Genomic DNA, 16,048 nt, shown 5'->3' with positions numbered 1-16,048 from the left:
TCGAGGAGCAAGCATGGCAAGGCCAGAGAAAGTCAGGCTCGGTGAAATTTTGGTGAAGCAGGAGTTGCTGACGGAACAGCAATTGGGCCTGGCCTTGACGGAGCAAAAGCGTTCTGGCCGCAAGCTGGGCCGCGTCTTTGTCGAACATGGTTATGTGACGGAAGAGCAGATTTCCGGTGCCCTGGCGCGCCAGCTGGACATTCCCTACATTAACCTGAAGTTCTACAACATCAATCCCGAGCTGGTGCGCCTGCTGCCGGAAACCCAGGCGCGCCGTTTTCGCGCGCTGGTGCTGGAAGACCGGCGCGAGGGTTTGCTGATCGGCATGTCCGACCCAACCGACCTGTTTGCGTACGATGAAATCTCGCGTCTGGTCAAGCGTCATATCGAGCTGGCTGTCGTCAATGAAACGGAAGTGCTGGCCGCCATCGACCGCATCTACCGCCGTACGGAGGATATCTCCACCCTGACGCGCGAGCTGGAGCAAGACCTGGGCGACGTGTCCGTCGACTTTGGCGCGCTGGCCGCCAATCCGGGCCTGGAAGAGGCGCCCATCGTCAAGCTGCTGCAATCGGTGTTCGAGGACGCCACTCAGGTGCGCGCTTCGGATATTCATATCGAACCGCAGGAAGGGCGGCTGCAGATCCGCTTCCGCATCGACGGCGTGTTGCACCTGCAGACGGAAGCGGACATCAAGATCGCCAGTTCGCTGGCGCTGCGCCTGAAACTGATGTCGGACCTGGATATTTCCGAGAAGCGCTTGCCGCAAGATGGCCGCTTCGCCATCCGCGTGAAAAACCAGCGCATCGACGTGCGTATCTCGACCATGCCGACCCAGCACGGCGAATCGGTGGTGATGCGGCTGCTGAACCAGGCCGGCACCTCGCTGCGCCTGGACGCCATCGGCATGCCACCCGAGCTGGTGGAACGCTTCCGCGCCATCGTGCACCGCCCGAACGGCCTGGTGCTGGTGACGGGGCCGACCGGCAGCGGCAAGACGACGACCTTGTATTGCGCGCTGGCCGAACTCAATTCGGTGGAAAAAAAGCTGATCACGGTGGAAGACCCGGTCGAGTACCGCCTGGCTGGCATTAACCAGGTGCAAGTGAACGACAAGATCGAGCTGAACTTTGCCCGCGTGCTGCGCTCAGCCCTGCGGCAAGATCCCGATATCGTGCTCGTCGGCGAGATGCGCGACCAGGAAACGGCGCAGATCGGCTTGCGCGCCGCCATGACGGGTCACTTGGTGCTGTCGACCCTGCACACGAACGACGCCATCAGTACGCCGCTGCGCCTGATGGACATGGGCGTGCCCCGCTACATGGTGGGCAGTTCGCTGCAAGCCGTGCTGGCGCAGCGCCTGGTGCGCGTGATCTGCGAAAGCTGTACCACGCCGTATGTGCCCACGCCCAACGAATACGAATGGCTGCGCATGGAGCTGGGCGAGCTGGTCGAGCGCAACCAGTATTTCCACGGCAAGGGCTGCTCGCATTGCAACGGCATGGGTTACCGGGGCCGCACGGGCGTGTACGAATTGCTGGAAATCACGCGCGCCGTGGCCGATGCGGCCAATCATGCCGACCCTTCGCACTTCATGAAGGTGGCATTGGCCCAGATGGCGGGCGCGACCTTGCGTCGTCATGCAGTGCAACTGGTGATACAGGGCCGCACGACGGTCATGGAAGCCATGCGCATCAGCAACCAGACAGAGGATTGACGTGCCTTTCTTTGCCTACAAGGCCCGCAGCGCGGGCGGCGATCTGCTCCAGGGGGTGCTGGAAGGGGCCGACAGCGGCGCTGTCGCCGACCAGCTGTTTGCCACCGGCGCGACGCCGGTGGAAATCCTGCTGACCAAGAAAACCGTCGCCAGCAGCACCGACATAGGCTGGTGGCAAAAGCTGATGGAAAAAAAAGTCAGTTCCATCGATGTACAATTGTTCAGCCGCCAACTCTATACGCTGCTCAAGGCCGGCGTGCCCATCATGCGCGGCCTGGCCGGCTTGCAGGAGTCTTCCATCAGCCCGTCCTTCGGCCGCGTGATCAAGGATTTGCGCGAATCGCTCGATGCCGGACGCGAATTGTCGGCAGCGATGCGCCGCCATCCGGACGTGTTTTCGCCGTTTTACCTGTCCATGGTGCGCGTGGGGGAAATGACGGGGCGCCTCGACGAAGTCTTCCTGCGCCTGTTCGATCACCTGGAGTTTGACCGCGAAATGCGGGCGCGGGTGAAGACGGCGACGCGCTATCCCAGCTTCGTCATTGCTGCCATGCTGATCGCCATGGTCATCGTCAATATGTTCGTGATTCCCCAATTCGTCAAAGTGTTTGCCAGTTTCAACGCCGAATTGCCCTTGATGACCCGCATCCTGATCGGCACCTCGGCCTTTATGGTCAATTACTGGCCGATATTGCTGGCGCTGACGATTGCCGGGATCGCCGCTTTCCGGGCCTGGTTGCGCACCGTGCCTGGCCGCTACACGTGGGATCGCTACAAGTTGCGTTTTCCCATCGCCGGCAAGATCATCCTGAAAGGCACGATGGCGCGCTTTGCGCGCAGCTTCGCCTTGTCCAGCACCAGCGGCGTGCCCATCGTGCAGGCGCTGACGGTGGTGTCGCAAACGGTGGATAACGCGTATTTGTGCGCGCGGGTCGAACAGATGCGCGACGGCGTCGAGCGCGGCGACAGCATCTTGCGCACCTCGGTGACGGCGGGGGTCTTCACGCCGGTGGTGCTGCAAATGATCGCCGTCGGCGAAGAGTCCGGTTCACTGGACGAGTTGATGAATGAAATCGCCCAGATGTACGAGCGCGAAGTGGATTACGAATTGAAGACCCTGTCCTCGCAAATCGAACCCATCCTGATCGCCTTTCTTGGCGTCATGGTGCTGGTGCTGGCGCTGGGGATCTTCTTGCCGGTGTGGGACTTGGGCAAGGTGGCCCTGCATAAATGACGCAGCGCCATTCGCCAAAAAACAGCATGATGGCTGGCAAGGCAAGGCGCCGGGGTTTTACCTTGTTTGAATTGGCCGTTGTCGTGTCCGTCATCGCCGTGCTGGCGGTCGTGCTGCTGAGCCGGCTTGCCACCCTTCAGCAGGAAGCTGAGCGGGTTGCGGTGCAGCAAACGGTAGTGGCTTTGCGGGCAGGCTTGCGCATGCAAGTGCTGAAACTGTATGCGACTGACCGGCAAAGCCAGTTGTCGGCGCTAGCCGGGCGGAATCCCATCGATTGGCTGGCTGAAAAGCCGCGCAATTATTTGGGTGCCTTTACGGCGCCGGAGATAACAAAACTTCCCCAAAGTCATTGGTTTTTTGATCAAAGTAATGCAGAATTAATATATATATTAAATAGAGGCAACACTTTTAGCGGATACCGTTCCGAGTTGCTTCAATTCAAGGTAAGCTTGCGGCAAGCGTCCGCTACTCCGGCCAAGCCCTCAACCCCGGCTGAGGCGCCGGAGGTGGCCCTGATACAGATGGGCGAGGCGGGCTGGCTGAAATAGTTTTTTATTCTGTCGGCAAATTTTGCCAGCATTGTTTTTTTGATTTTTTGGAGATCAGCATGAAGCTAAGCAATAATAAGCAGTCGATTCGTCGTTTTCAACAAAGTGCCCAAGCGGGCTTTACGCTGATCGAGTTAATCGTCGTCATCGTCATCCTGGGCATACTGGCGGCTACCGCGATTCCACGTTTTATCAATTTATCGGCTGACGCCCGTCTGGCGAAAATCAGCGGCGCCCGCGGATCAGTGCAGGCAGGCGCTGCCTTGGCTCATGCGCAATGGTTGGTCAATGGTTCGCTCGCTACGGCCACCAAGGTGACGATGGAAGGCACCGATGTCAGCATTACAGCGACCGGCTTTCCTGACGCCGCCGGCATCGTGCTGGCGGCTGGCATCTCGGCACCGGATTTCATCGTGACGGGCACCGCACCGGTAACGGTTGCTGCCGATTCCGGCCATGCCGCCTGTGCGTTCACCTACGCACCGGCCACAGGGGTCGTGAGCCCCGCGCCTCTCCTTGCCAATTGTCAATAATGTAGCCCCCGCATGCGGCGGCCATCCGCGCCGCATGCAATCCGCCTGGTTTACCAGGCGTTTTTTATTCTTCCTGGCATGTGTCAACCGGCATGCCGCTCATTGCCACAGGCGTACATGATGCTGTTTCCAGCAGGTTTGATGTTTGCCGGACCAGCCAGCCGTGGGCGCCGGCAGCGCGGCTTCACCCTGGTCGAGCTGATCGCCGTGCTGGTGGTGGGCGGCTTGCTGGCGGCCGTCGCCATGCCGCGCTTTTTCCAGCCAGACAGCTTTGACGCGCGCAGCTTTGCCGATCAAAACGTGAGCATGCTGCGCTATGCGCAAAAGCTGGCGATCGCGCAAAACCGGCCCGTGTTCGTCCGGCTCAACAACAGCAGCATCGCCCTGTGTTTTAGCGCCGCCTGCGAGGTGGCCAACCGCGTCTTGCCGCCGGCCGGCAGCAACAGCGGCCGCAAGGCCACCCTGGCCGCCTGTGCGAATGCCACAGCGTGGCTGTGTGAGGGTGCGCCCAACAAGATCAGCTACAGCGTGCCGCTGGAAGCGGCCGCCTTTTACTTCAATGCCCTGGGCCGTCCTTACAAGTCCACTGACACCGAACCCGTCTCCAGTTTCCCCGCGCGCGTCAGCATCGGCATCGGCATGAGCGGCGGCATGACGCGCAACATCGTGGTCGAAGGGGAGACCGGCTATGTCCATGACTAGGTCCGGCGCCGAGGCGGCACGCTTGCCGGCGCGCATGACGGGGCAGCGGGGCGTGACCTTGATCGAGCTGGTCATCTTCATCGTGGTGGTCAGCATCGCCGTAGTTGGCCTGCTGCAAATTTTCGCCCGCACCACGGCCAGCAGCGCCGATCCGCAATTACGCAAGCAGGCGCTGGCGATCGCCGAAGCCATGCTCGATGAGATCGAAGGGGCACGGTTTACGTTTTGTGATCCGGTCGCCGATCCGGCGGCCGAGACAGCGAAGAATGCCGCGCCGTTCGACAGCGCCACCAACCCCGACGGTTGCAGTACGCCGCAAAATGTCAGCGCGACGGTGCCGGCCACGGGCCGGCCTTATTACAATGTCAGCGACTATGTGCGGGCCTTCAATGCTCCCGTCGTGTATGCCGATGACGCGGCCGGAACCGCTTTTCCTGCCGGCTATGTGGTGAGCGTGACCATTGAACCGGACGCGGGACTGGGGCCAGCCGACGCCAGGCTGCCTTCGGCCGCCGCGCCCGTCAACATGAATGTCTTGCGCATCACGGTCACCGTGACTTACGGCGCGAATCAACAGCTCGTGCTGGCCGGCTACCGCACGCGCTATGCGGGGGATGCCGTCCCATGATGACTTTTCCATTCCCCCGGCAGCGCGGTTTCACCTTGATCGAACTGATCGTGGTGATGGTGATCACGGCCATCGTTGCCGGCATGGTGACGGTGTTTATCCGTGCCCCCGTGCAAAGCTACCTGGATGTGACCGCTCGCGCCGAACTGGCCGACGCGGCCGATACGGCATCGCGGCGCATCACGCGCGACGTGCGCCTGGCCTTGCCCAACAGCGTGCGCGTGACGAACAACGAGAGCGGCAGCTATCTGGAGTTGCTGCTGACCAAGACGGGCGGACGCTATCTGTCGGAAGACGATGACCTCAACTTAACGCCGGGCAATGTGCTGGCCTTTGATCCCAGCACGCCGGTAAGCAAACCGAACAGCTTCACCATCGTGGGCGCCGCGCCATCCGGCTTGCAAGCCATCGTTCCCGGCGACTTTATTGTCGTTAATAACCTGGGCGATCAGCCTCCCGTGAATGCCTACAATTGCAGCGGTCCATGCAACCGCGCCCAGGTCGCTTCCATCAGCGGCAACGATGTCACGCTGGCCAAGAACCCCTTTGTCGCGCAAACACCATCCATGCCTTCCCCCAGCTATCGTTTTCAGGTGGTCAGTACGGTCGTGACCTATCATTGCGCGCCGAATGCGAACGGCTCGGGCACGCTGACGCGCTATGCCGGCTATGCGATCCAGGTGGCCCAGCCGGTGAGCACAGCGGCGCTGGCCGGCGCGCCGTCCGCGGCGCTGATGGCCAATCAGGTGGCCCGTTGCGCCTTTTCCTTCGATACCCTGGCCAACGTGCAGCGCGGCCTGGTCAGCGTCAGCCTGACGCTGGGCGCACCCGGCGGCAACGCTGGCCAGCTCACGCTGGTGCAACAGGCACAGGTCAATAATTCGCCATGACGATATCCCGCCACCCCATGCCTCGCCGGCGCCGGCCAAGCCGCCCGACGCGCGGCTTCAGCATCGTCACCGCCATTTTTCTGCTGGTGGTGCTGTCCGCGCTGGGCGTGGCGTTGCTTTCCGTCTCTACCATGCAGCATGCCGAGTCGGCGCTCGACGTGCAGGGCGCGCGCGCCTATCAGGCGGCCCGCGCCGGCATGGAGTGGGGCGTGTACCGGCAGCGCGTCAACGGCAGTTGTGTCGCCAGCAGCGATTTTGTCTTGCCTGCGAATGGCGCGCTGAGCGGCTTTAGCGTCACCGTCCGCTGCACGCCGGCGGCGGGCGCATTGCCCCGTTTTCAGGTGATTGCCACCGCCTGCAATCAGCCTGTGGGTGGCGTTTGCGCCACCGCCAACGCCACCAATAATCCCGATTATGTCCAGCGCGTCGTGCAGGCGGAGTTTTAAGCACGGCTAACTAAAGGAGCAACATGCAGGCAATTACCGCGTTATGGATAGCCGCTCTGGCCATGTTCTGTTGCGCGCCGGTCCAGGCGGCAACCTACGCCAATACCAGTTTTGCCTACAGCTGGATCGACGCCAGCAATCATGCCAAGCTCGGCTATAACACCTCGCCCTACCGATTCAACGGCTCTACTGGCTGCGGCACAACGCCGCCCATCCTCGACGACACGCTCAGCGATGCCTTGCCCATCGGCTTCAGCTTCATGTATTCGGGCGTGGCCTTCACCACTTTACGCGTGATGACCAACGGCCGGGTGCAATTCAATAACAATGTCACTTGCGGTTATGGCAGTCCGGTGCAGACGCTGCCCTATCCGGACAGCAGCTTGAATTACACCATGCGTATCTATGGCAACGACCTCGATCCCACGTCGAAACTGGAACTGCCCAGCTACAACACGGCCTGCGCCAGCCGTCTCACTTGCTACATCAGCTACGCCACCATCGGCACCGCGCCGTATCGCAGCTTCGTGGTGACCTGGAACAAGGTACCGGAATGGACCACGGGGGCCAATCCCACGGGTTCCTATACGCTGCAATTGATCTTGCAGGAAAACGGTGAGTTCGTTTATCAGTATGGCGCCGCCGTGGCGGGGCCGTCCGGCAAGCTGGGGCAGATAGGCTGGCAAGCGGACAGCAACGATTACGACACGCCGCAAACAGGTTTCCCCGTCACGAATTCGGCGATCAAGTTTTACATTCCCCGCCCCGTGATCGAGTACCGCATGGAGCAGCCCAGCTGGAACGATACGCCCGACCAAGTAACCGACACCAGCGGCAACGGGCGCGATGGCACGGTGCTGGGCAGCGCACAGACGATCGCCGCCGGCCGCGTCTGCCGTGCCGCCAGCTTTCCCCTCAACACCAGCACCGCCGCCATCAATGCGATCGACAGTGGCCTGTCGGTGCCCGGCACCATGGGCGGTGCCGGCACCATCACATTCTGGTACAAGGCCAACACGGCCTGGTCCGGCAGCGGCGCGCGCGATGCGCAACTGCTCGACGCCACGCAAATGAATAATGAATGGTTTTTTCTCGTGCGGCGCAGCACGGGCGCCCTGCGCTTCGTCGTCACGGATAGCCTGGGCAATCAGCGCGTGGTGGAAACGGCTGCCAATAGCGTGCCCGCCGGCACCTGGAAGCATATTTCGGTCAGCTGGAGCTTCAATGCGCTGGCAGCGGCCAATAGCGACCGCCTGCGCATCTACGTCGATGGCGTGCTGCAAAAGGAGTCGGCGTTTACCACGGCGGCGGTCGTGTCGCCGCGCATCGGCAGCTTGTATATCGGCGATAACCGCAGTGGGGCGACGGGGCTCAATGGCAGCGGCAATTCCACTGACGGGGCCATCGATGAATTGCGCGCCTACAATTATGAAGGCGGTTTGGCGCTGGTGCAGCGCGACCAGAACTTGAGCCAGGCCGGCTGCCTGAACCACTATGCGGTGACGAATGCGGGCACGGGCCTGACTTGCCAGCAAAGTACGCTCACGGTCACGGCGCATGACGTCAACCATAACAATATCGTGATGCCCAACAACACCACGCAAATTCAGCTGAGCACATCGAACGGCATAGGCGACTGGGCCTTGATCGCCGGCTATGGCGTGCTCAATAATGGCGCCCTGAACGATGGCGTGGCGACCTATCTGTTCAACGGCGAATACCAGGCCGTGTTCGGCCTGAGCAGCGGCACGGCGGCTACCGTCAGCGTGAACGTGACGGATGGCCAGTTCACGGAGCAGGAAGACCAGTCGCTGGTGATCAAGGCCTGCGCGGTGGCCCGCTTCAATGCCTGTGAAGCGATGTCGCCCCGCTGCACGCCCAGTACCAATAGCATCAGCTATGCCCGCCTAAATACCAAATTGGCCGACACGGCCTTCAAGCTGGACCTGGTGAAGCTGAAGACGGACGGCGGCCTGGAAACGAGCTTCAACGGCGCGGCCACGCTGGATTTGCTGGTCAATACCGCCACCGGCGTGGCGCTGGGGGCGAATAACTGCCCGCTCACCCAGACGGCGGTGATTCCGCTTGGCCTGGTGGCGTTCACGGGCGGCTATTCGAGCGCGAATGTCAGCGTCCCGGCCACCGCCATCAGCGCCGTGGCGCCCAGGTACGGCGCCTACCGCGACGTGCGCGTGCGCGTGACTTGCACCGCGGCCGTGTGCGGCAGCGCCAATGTGGGTTGCTCGACCGACAGTTTCGCCGTGCGGCCACAGCAATTTACGCTCAGCTCGAACATGAGCAACAGCACCCTGAGCGGCACGCCCAGCCTGGCGGCGGGCGCCCAGTTCACTCTGGGCGCGGCGGCCGTCGCCGGCTATAACGGCACGCCGCTGGTCGACAATTCCGCCGCGGGACAAAAAATCGTCGGCTTCGTCAGCGCCAGCGACTATACCGACCGTCTGAGTTCAAGCTCCAACGCCAGTCCGTTTCCGCTTGGACCGGCGGTGCTGGCCAGCGGCCAGGCCAGCAGCAGCGGCGTGACGTACAGCGATGTGGGCACCTTCCGCATATTGCCGGAAGCAGTGCTCGACAATTCCTACACCAGCGTCGACCAGCCTGGCGACTGCGTGATCGGCAGCAGCAGCAATACGGCCGTGAATGGCAAGTTTGGCTGCAATATCGCCAACCAGACGCAAAGCCCGGCACCTGTCTTCGGCCGCTTTTTCCCGGACCACTACGCGCTCACGGGCGCGCTGACGGCCGCCTGCGGCGGCTTTACCTATATGAGCCAGCGCGAACTGGGCGTCGTGCTGGGCGCGACGGCCTTGAGCAAGGGTAATCAGATCCTAGGGCGTTATGGCAGTGCCTATCCCGCCTTGGCCGGCGTGGCCGTGGGTGTCCGCGATGGCAATACGGCGCTGGCCGCGAGCCGCCTGTCGCCCGCCTTTCCGGCCTTTGCCTGGAGCCAGGGCCGCAGCGGCCGTTCTTACGCCACCGACAGTGCCGGCTACGCGGTGGGCAGCACGCAAGTGACATTGGCCGGCAGTGGCGGCCTGTCGGCGGGCGAATTGATCAAGTTTAGCGGCGACAATGCGATTTATACGGTGCAGGCCGGCGTCGCCGGTGCCGGCATGCTGACCCTGGCATCTCCCGGCTTGCAGCAGGCTATCCCGCCCACTGCGACGGGCGTAGCGGTGCTCTATAGTTTTAACCGGCTGTCCAGCGGCCAGGATGGGCCGTACGACAATTTTTCGCTGATGGTGGCCATCAGCGACGCCGACGGGGCGCTCATTTCCAGCGTCAATGGACTGGCCGTTACCCCTGCGGCCAGCGTGGCGCTCGGCAATACCAAGTTGCGCCACGGCCGCATGCAGGTCGCCAATATGTATGGTTCGGAACGGCGCGCGCTGCTGGTGCCGCTGGCCGCGCAATATTGGAACGGCACGGTGTTCGTCAGCAATGCGTCGGATATCTGCACGGCCTTGCTGCGCAAGAATTTCCAGTTGACCAATTATGTCAATCTGACGGAGGCCCAGATGCCCGCCGCTACCGCGCTACCGCTCGACAGCGGCTTGCTGCAGCAGGGCGATGGCAGCTTGCTGTTGGCCAAGCCGGCCGCGCCGGTGACGCAAAAGGGCTCGTTGATGCTGCGCTCGCTGATTCCCTACCTGCCGGGACAGGCGCGTGAAACCATCGGCGTGTTCAAGAGCGAGCCGCTGCTGTTTATCCGTGAGGTGTTTTGAGCGATGGTTTTTGGAGTCGTGTGACATTCGTGGTGTTTTCTTGAAAATTTATTATCAATATTTCATTTTTTAGACTGTTTTCTCATGCGATGAATTAAAATTGACTGAATGCATCATTCGCGCGGCAAGTTGCCGAAGCACTTCTATTCTCGGGATCGGTCGCATGGGTTTATTCGTAAAAGCAAAAAAACAGGATGGCTGGCTGGCGACATCGTTTTCTGAAGAAGGCATGTGCGCCGCCGTCGTTTTGCGGCGCGCGGGCGAACGGCCGCTGGTGCGGGCGGCGACGTTTTATGCCGGCCGCAAACTCGTGCCGGCCGCCACCCTGGAAAAGCTGAACAAGGATATGCAGGCCCAGTTTTACCGTTGCAGCACCCTGCTCGGCGCTGGCGAGTATCAGTTGCTGACACTCGATGCGCCGAATGTGCCGCCTGAGGAACTGAAAACCGCCGTTGGCTGGCGCTTGAAGGATATGCTGGATTTCCCGCTGGCCGAGGCCACCATCGACGTGGTCGGCATCCCCGCCGATAAAAATGCGGCCGGACGCGCTCAGTCCCTGTTCGCCGTCGCCGCGCGCAACGCCCCTTTGGCCCAGCGCCAGGCACTTTACACCGAGTGCAAGATAGCGCTGGCTGTGGTTGACATACCGGAAATGGCGCAGCGCAATGTGGCAGCGCTGATGGAACCGGAAGGACGCGGTCTGGCCATGTTGTCTTTTGACGGCGAGGGCGGCTTGCTGACGGTGACGTTTGACGGCGAACTGTATCTGGCGCGCCGCATCGACGTCACGCTGGCCCAGCTGGCCAGCGTTGACGATGCCCAGCGGCAGCAGTACTACGATAGAATTACTTTGGAATTGCAGCGTTCGTTTGACCATTTTGACCGTCAATTTCATTTTATTAGCATCTCCAAGCTGGTGCTGGCGCCGACCGGCAGCGAGGGCTTGCATGGCTACCTGGCGGACAATCTCTACATGCCTGTGGAAATGCTGGACCTGGCGCTGCTGTTCGATTTTTCCCGCGTGCCCGACTTGCAATCTGCCGCCAACCAGGCGCGCTTTTTCCTGTCCCTGGGCGCGGCCCTGCGGCAAGAGGGGGCACTAGCGTGAGCCAGCAAATCAATCTGTTCAACCCCGCCTTTGAAAAGCAGAAGCAGGTATTGACGGCGGCGGGCATGGCACAGGCACTGGGGCTGATCTTGCTGCTCAGTGGTGCCCTGGTCTGGTACGGCGCGCACCAGGTGTACGTGCTGGAACGCGCGGCGGCCGACAGCAAGGTCATGCTAGCCGCGCGCGAGGCGCGGCGGGCGGATGTGCTTACGCGTTTCCCCACGCCGCAGAAGGATCCCCTCATCGCGCGCGCGTTGGGCCAGGCTGAAGCCGACCGCGCCGCCTTGTTCGAGGCCCAGACTATCTTGCAAGGTGGCGAGCTGGGCAATACGCAGGGTTATGCCGATTATTTCCGTGCCTTTGCGCATGCCAGGGTAAATGGATTGTGGCTGACGGGGGCGAGTATCGTCGGCGCCGGCAAGGAGATCGGCCTGCAAGGGCGCACCGTGCAGCCGGATCTGGTGCCGCAGTATATTCGCGCCCTGTCCAGGGAGTCTGTGCTGCAAGGAAAATCGTTTGCGCGCCTGGATATGGCCGCGGCGCAAATTCCTGCCCCCATGCTGGCGGCGCCGGTGGCGCCTTCTGGAGCGACGGCTGCGGCCGTGGCTGCGCCATCGCTGCGATTTATCGAATTCAGTTTGCAATCGTCGGCGGCGCCTGTCGTCGGCGCGGCAGGGGCGGTGAAAGAATGAAACAACAATGGCAAAAAATTGCCCTGAAAATCGATGCGCTCAGCGTGCGCGAGCGTGCCATGATTTTAGGCGCCGGTGCCGCGCTGCTGATTTTTATCGTTTTTTATCTGTTTATCTCCCCTCAGATGGCCCGGCGCAAGGCGCTGGCCGACACTATTGTCCAGCAACAGCAGGCCGCCGCCATCATCGATGGCGAAGTGGCGCAAAAGATGGCGGCGCATGCCGGCGATCCGGATCAGCAAGACCGGATCCGGCTGGAACGCATCAAGCAAGAAACCCAGCAGATGCGGCATGCCTTGCAGTCCACGCAAAATGGCCTGGTGGCGCCGGAGCGCGTCGTGCCGATGTTGCAGCAACTGCTGAAGCAGCAAGCCCGCTTGCAACTGGTGTCGCTGCTCACCTTGCCGTCCGGCGTCATGGGGCAGGGCGGTCATGCTCCCGTCGCCGCGACGCCTGCGCCCGCGCCCGCCGCTGCGGCGCCAGCGGAGCCTGCACCGGTGAAGGCGCCAGCCCTGCTATACCGCCACGGTGTGGAAGTCGTATTGCGTGGAAATTATCTGGATATGGTGAATTATATGGACGCTCTTGAGGCGATGCCGGCCCATGTGTTTTGGGGCAAGGTCAACATGAAGGTCGAGCAGTATCCCAGCGCCACGCTGAACCTGACGTTGTACACGCTCAGTCTGGACGAGAAATGGATCGCGCTGTGATGCGCGCCAGGCGCTACGCCGCCGTTGGGACTGTGCTGCTGGCCTTGGCGCCATGGGCCTTTGGACAAGGGCTGGTCGATCCGACCAGGCCGCCCGATGCGGCGCCTGCCGAGGGCAGTGCGGTGTCCACCCGCGCGGCGGGGCCGCAGCTGCAATCGGTGTTGATTTCCAATCGGCCTGGTGGGCGGCGCGTGGCCGTGATCGATGGCCGCAGCGTGCGCGCGGGCGACAAGGTGGGCGGCGCAATCGTCGTCAGCATAGGCGAGGTGAGCGTGGCCCTGCGGCGCGGCAAGATCTTGGAAACGCTGCGTTTGTATCCGAAGACGGTCGATGCGAATGATGCAATGCATGTACGAAGGAAACAGGTTCATGTCACCCAATAAATACAAGGCGGGAATGCGGAAGATACTTGAAATAAGCAAGCGGGCAAGCGTCCTGGGACTTGCTGCGGGTTTGTGCGCCTGCAACGTCGCGCCTGTGAAGCGCGACACCTACAATGCGATCAAGGAGCAGGTGGCCGGCGCAGTGGCCACCACCGGCCCGGCGGCGCAGTCGGCGGCGGTGGAAAACGCGCTGTTGCCGCCGGCGTCCGCGCTGGCCGCGCAGTTGCCCAAGGCGCGCGGCGTGCTGGACGAGCGTTTCAATGTCGCGTTCAACAACGTTCCGGCACGCCAGTTCTTTCACTCGCTCGTCAACGGCACGCGCTACAACATGCTCGTGCATCCGGATGTGCAGGGCAGCATTTCCGCCAACCTGAAAGATGTGACCCTGTTCGAGGCGCTCGACGCCGTGCGCGAGATGTATGGCTATGATTACAAGGTTGATGGCACGCGCATTGCGATTCGGCCCCTCACCATGCAAACCCGCATGTTCCAGGTCAATTACCTGACGGGCAGCCGCAAGGGCACGTCGAATTTGCGCGTGTCCTCGACGTCGGTATCGTCTGCGGGCGTCAGCAACAGCGGCCAGAGCGGGGGATCCAGCGGCCAGCAGTCGCAGCAGAACCAGCCGCAACAGCCAGGCCAGCCCGGCAGCCAGGTACAGCAGGATAGTTCCAACCTGAGCACCACGTCGGACAGCAATTTCTGGGCAGAATTGAAAGAATCGCTGGGCGCCATCATCGGTGGCACGGGCGATGGCCGCAAGGTGGTGATCAGCCCGCAGTCCGGCGTCGTCGTGGTGCGCGGCATGCCCGAGGAATTGCGCGCCGTCGACCTGTACCTGAAGGCGACGCAGCTGTCGGTGGACCGCCAGGTGATTCTGGAAGCCAAGATTCTCGAAGTGGAACTGAACGATAATTTCCAGACCGGCATTAACTGGGCCTCGTTTGCCTCCATCAAGAGCGGCCACACGAACCGCATCTCGACGGGCTTCATCCAGCCGGGCGGCACGCTGGCGCCGCTGCCGTTCAATGGCGGCCAGCCGCCGAACATGACGAATGGCAGCGGCCTGACGGCCAGCAGCGGTTTTGGCTTAAGCTCGGCGGCCACGGCGGCCGGCTCGATGTTCGGCCTGGCCTTCCAGACCGCCAACTTTGCCGCCATGATTACCTTCCTGGAATCGCAAGGCGCCGTGCACGTGCTGTCGAGTCCGCGCATCGCTACCATGAACAACCAGAAGGCCGTGCTGAAGATAGGCACGGACGAATTCTTTGTCACCGGCGTGAGCACCACCGTGACGTCGACCGGCACCACGGGCGGCACCACCTCCAGCCCGAACGTCACCTTGCAGCCATTCTTTTCCGGTGTGGTGCTCGACGTGACGCCGCAGATCGATGACCAGGGCAATATCATCTTGCATGTGCATCCGTCCGTCAGCCAGGTCACCACCATCAGCAAGGAAATCGACCTGGGCAGTGCCGGTTCGCTGAAATTGCCGCTGGCCGCTTCCAGCACCTCGGAAATGGACAGCATGGTGCGCAGCCAGGATGGACGTATCGTCGCCATCGGCGGCCTGATGCGCCAGGCCACCACCTCGGACCGCTCGCAAGTGCCGGGCGCGGGCGATATTCCCGTACTGGGCGCCTTGTTCCGCAACACGGGGCAAGTGATACAGAAGCGCGAACTGGTGGTGCTGATCAAGCCGACCATCGTCGAGGGCGCCAATAGCTGGAACGAGGACTTGCTCGATTCGGGCAAGCGCATCGAGGCGCTCGACCCGCGCCGTCCGTCGGAGCGGCGCTAAATGTACCAGGCCCATTTCGGCTTGCGCGAGGCGCCGTTCGGCCTCACGCCCGATACCAGTTTCTTCTTTAACGGCCCGCAGTCGCAAAAGGCGCTCAACACCTTGCTGGTGGCGGCGCGCAATGGCGAGGGCTTCATCAAGATCACTGGCGAAGTGGGCACTGGCAAGACTTTTCTTTGCCGCAAGTTCATGCAGTCGCTGGGGCCGGAATTCGTCACGGCCTACATTCCGAATCCGAACCTGCCGCCCCGTTCGCTGATCCTGGCGCTGGCCGATGACCTCGATGTGTTGCTGGAGAAAGATGCTGACCAGCATCAGCTACTCAAGTCGCTCAACTTGCGCTTGCTCAACCTGGCGGCGCAGGGCAAGCGCGTGCTGCTGTGCCTGGATGAAGCGCAGGCGATGCCGGTCGACAGCCTGGAAGCCCTGCGCCTGCTGACGAACCTGGAAACGGAAAAGCGCAAGCTGTTGCAAATTGTGCTGTTCGGCCAGCCCGAGCTGGACGTGAAGCTTGCCCTGCCGGAAATCCGCCAGCTGGCGCAGCGCATCACCTTTCACTATCACCTGGGACCTTTGTCGCGCGACGACGTGGATTTTTATGTGGCACACCGCCTGCGCGTGGCCGGTTTCGATGGCGCGCGCCTGTTCAGCCGTGGCGGCGTAAGCAAGCTGTACAAGGCTTCCGGCGGCATCCCGCGCCTGATCAACATCATGGCGCACAAGGCGCTGATGGTGGCGTACGGCGAAGGCCGGCAGCAGGTCAGCGGGCGCCACGTGGCGCTGGCTGCCAACGATACCCTGGCCAGCAAGCCGCGCTATTGGCGACGGCCGTGGCCGTGGCTGGCCGGCGCCGGCATGCTGGCCGCCGCCTGCACCGTGAGCTGGACTTTATTGAACCGATGACGAAGATGAG

15 protein-coding genes are annotated in these 16,048 nt (G+C 62.1%); all 15 read left to right on the top strand.

The window, feature by feature from the left end; genetic code table 11:
- Nucleotides 1-13: 13 nt before the first annotated feature.
- Complete coding sequence (locus ACP7DE_RS20425) at nt 14-1,717, top strand: GspE/PulE family protein (protein ID WP_426073788.1); 1,704 nt, start codon at nt 14-16, stop codon at nt 1,715-1,717.
- Nucleotide 1,718: 1 nt separating this feature from the next.
- Entirely contained in the window at nt 1,719-2,951 is a 1,233-nt protein-coding gene (locus ACP7DE_RS20420; RefSeq protein ID WP_426073787.1) for a type II secretion system F family protein, read from the top strand.
- The gene (locus ACP7DE_RS20415) at nt 2,948-3,499 is read left to right on the top strand and encodes a type II secretion system protein (RefSeq protein WP_426073786.1); all 552 of its coding nucleotides are present in this window, start codon (nt 2,948-2,950) and stop codon (nt 3,497-3,499) included. The genes ACP7DE_RS20420 and ACP7DE_RS20415 overlap by 4 nt, the downstream gene beginning before the upstream one ends.
- A gap of 59 nt (nt 3,500-3,558) precedes the next feature.
- Nucleotides 3,559-4,032 carry a type II secretion system protein gene (locus ACP7DE_RS20410; protein ID WP_426073785.1) on the top strand — a complete coding sequence of 158 codons (474 nt, stop codon included), beginning with the start codon at nt 3,559-3,561 and terminating at the stop codon, nt 4,030-4,032.
- 117 nt (nt 4,033-4,149) lie between these two features.
- On the top strand, nt 4,150-4,734 hold the full coding sequence (locus tag ACP7DE_RS20405) for a pilus assembly FimT family protein (protein ID WP_426073784.1): 585 nt from the start codon (nt 4,150-4,152) through the stop codon (nt 4,732-4,734).
- A complete protein-coding gene (locus tag ACP7DE_RS20400) occupies nt 4,727-5,362 on the top strand; it encodes a type IV pilus modification PilV family protein (RefSeq protein WP_426073783.1) in 636 nt (211 codons plus the stop codon). The genes ACP7DE_RS20405 and ACP7DE_RS20400 overlap by 8 nt, the downstream gene beginning before the upstream one ends.
- Entirely contained in the window at nt 5,359-6,252 is an 894-nt protein-coding gene (locus ACP7DE_RS20395) for a PulJ/GspJ family protein (protein WP_426073782.1), read from the top strand. The genes ACP7DE_RS20400 and ACP7DE_RS20395 overlap by 4 nt, the downstream gene beginning before the upstream one ends.
- Nucleotides 6,249-6,698, top strand: a complete 450-nt coding sequence (locus tag ACP7DE_RS20390) for an agglutinin biogenesis protein MshP (RefSeq protein WP_426073781.1) — start codon at nt 6,249-6,251, stop codon at nt 6,696-6,698. Before ACP7DE_RS20395 ends, ACP7DE_RS20390 begins: the two co-directional genes overlap by 4 nt.
- 23 nt (nt 6,699-6,721) lie before the next feature.
- Nucleotides 6,722-10,441, top strand: a complete 3,720-nt coding sequence (locus ACP7DE_RS20385; protein WP_426073780.1) for a DUF6701 domain-containing protein — start codon at nt 6,722-6,724, stop codon at nt 10,439-10,441.
- A gap of 163 nt (nt 10,442-10,604) precedes the next feature.
- Nucleotides 10,605-11,549, top strand: coding sequence for an agglutinin biogenesis protein MshI (locus ACP7DE_RS20380; protein ID WP_426073779.1), 945 nt, complete (start codon nt 10,605-10,607; stop codon nt 11,547-11,549).
- Nucleotides 11,546-12,241 (top strand): MSHA biogenesis protein MshA, encoded by a 696-nt coding sequence (locus ACP7DE_RS20375; protein ID WP_426073778.1) that lies wholly within the window; start codon nt 11,546-11,548, stop codon nt 12,239-12,241. The genes ACP7DE_RS20380 and ACP7DE_RS20375 overlap by 4 nt, the downstream gene beginning before the upstream one ends.
- Nucleotides 12,238-12,951: a type II secretion system protein GspM gene (gene gspM, locus ACP7DE_RS20370; RefSeq protein WP_426073776.1), complete on the top strand. Its 714-nt coding sequence runs from the start codon at nt 12,238-12,240 to the stop codon at nt 12,949-12,951. The genes ACP7DE_RS20375 and gspM overlap by 4 nt, the downstream gene beginning before the upstream one ends.
- The gene (locus ACP7DE_RS20365; RefSeq protein ID WP_426073775.1) at nt 12,936-13,334 is read left to right on the top strand and encodes an MSHA biogenesis protein MshK; all 399 of its coding nucleotides are present in this window, start codon (nt 12,936-12,938) and stop codon (nt 13,332-13,334) included. The genes gspM and ACP7DE_RS20365 overlap by 16 nt, the downstream gene beginning before the upstream one ends.
- A gap of 13 nt (nt 13,335-13,347) precedes the next feature.
- Complete coding sequence (mshL, locus tag ACP7DE_RS20360; protein WP_426073839.1) at nt 13,348-15,135, top strand: pilus (MSHA type) biogenesis protein MshL; 1,788 nt, start codon at nt 13,348-13,350, stop codon at nt 15,133-15,135.
- Nucleotides 15,136-16,038, top strand: a complete 903-nt coding sequence (locus ACP7DE_RS20355) for an ExeA family protein (protein WP_426073774.1) — start codon at nt 15,136-15,138, stop codon at nt 16,036-16,038.
- The last annotated feature ends 10 nt before the right edge of the window (nt 16,039-16,048 follow it).

Origin of the sequence: Janthinobacterium sp. DSP2-3-3, assembly GCF_049897325.1 — a bacterium.
Classification (GTDB): domain Bacteria; phylum Pseudomonadota; class Gammaproteobacteria; order Burkholderiales; family Burkholderiaceae_D; genus Janthinobacterium.
This window is presented reverse-complemented; position numbering and strand designations above follow the sequence as displayed.

Bases quoted from the DNA above. Each gene is read 5' to 3' on its own strand.
- ACP7DE_RS20425 (WP_426073788.1), top strand. From the start codon at position 14: ATGGCAAGGCCAGAGAAAGTCAGGCTCGGTGAAATTTTGGTGAAGCAG.
- ACP7DE_RS20415 (WP_426073786.1), top strand. From the start codon at position 2,948: ATGACGCAGCGCCATTCGCCAAAAAACAGCATGATGGCTGGCAAGGCA.
- ACP7DE_RS20410 (WP_426073785.1), top strand. From the start codon at position 3,559: ATGAAGCTAAGCAATAATAAGCAGTCGATTCGTCGTTTTCAACAAAGT.
- ACP7DE_RS20405 (WP_426073784.1), top strand. From the start codon at position 4,150: ATGATGCTGTTTCCAGCAGGTTTGATGTTTGCCGGACCAGCCAGCCGT.
- ACP7DE_RS20400 (WP_426073783.1), top strand. From the start codon at position 4,727: ATGACTAGGTCCGGCGCCGAGGCGGCACGCTTGCCGGCGCGCATGACG.
- ACP7DE_RS20395 (WP_426073782.1), top strand. From the start codon at position 5,359: ATGATGACTTTTCCATTCCCCCGGCAGCGCGGTTTCACCTTGATCGAA.
- ACP7DE_RS20390 (WP_426073781.1), top strand. From the start codon at position 6,249: ATGACGATATCCCGCCACCCCATGCCTCGCCGGCGCCGGCCAAGCCGC.
- ACP7DE_RS20385 (WP_426073780.1), top strand. From the start codon at position 6,722: ATGCAGGCAATTACCGCGTTATGGATAGCCGCTCTGGCCATGTTCTGT.
- ACP7DE_RS20380 (WP_426073779.1), top strand. From the start codon at position 10,605: ATGGGTTTATTCGTAAAAGCAAAAAAACAGGATGGCTGGCTGGCGACA.
- gspM (WP_426073776.1), top strand. From the start codon at position 12,238: ATGAAACAACAATGGCAAAAAATTGCCCTGAAAATCGATGCGCTCAGC.
- ACP7DE_RS20365 (WP_426073775.1), top strand. From the start codon at position 12,936: ATGGATCGCGCTGTGATGCGCGCCAGGCGCTACGCCGCCGTTGGGACT.
- mshL (WP_426073839.1), top strand. From the start codon at position 13,348: ATGCGGAAGATACTTGAAATAAGCAAGCGGGCAAGCGTCCTGGGACTT.
- ACP7DE_RS20355 (WP_426073774.1), top strand. From the start codon at position 15,136: ATGTACCAGGCCCATTTCGGCTTGCGCGAGGCGCCGTTCGGCCTCACG.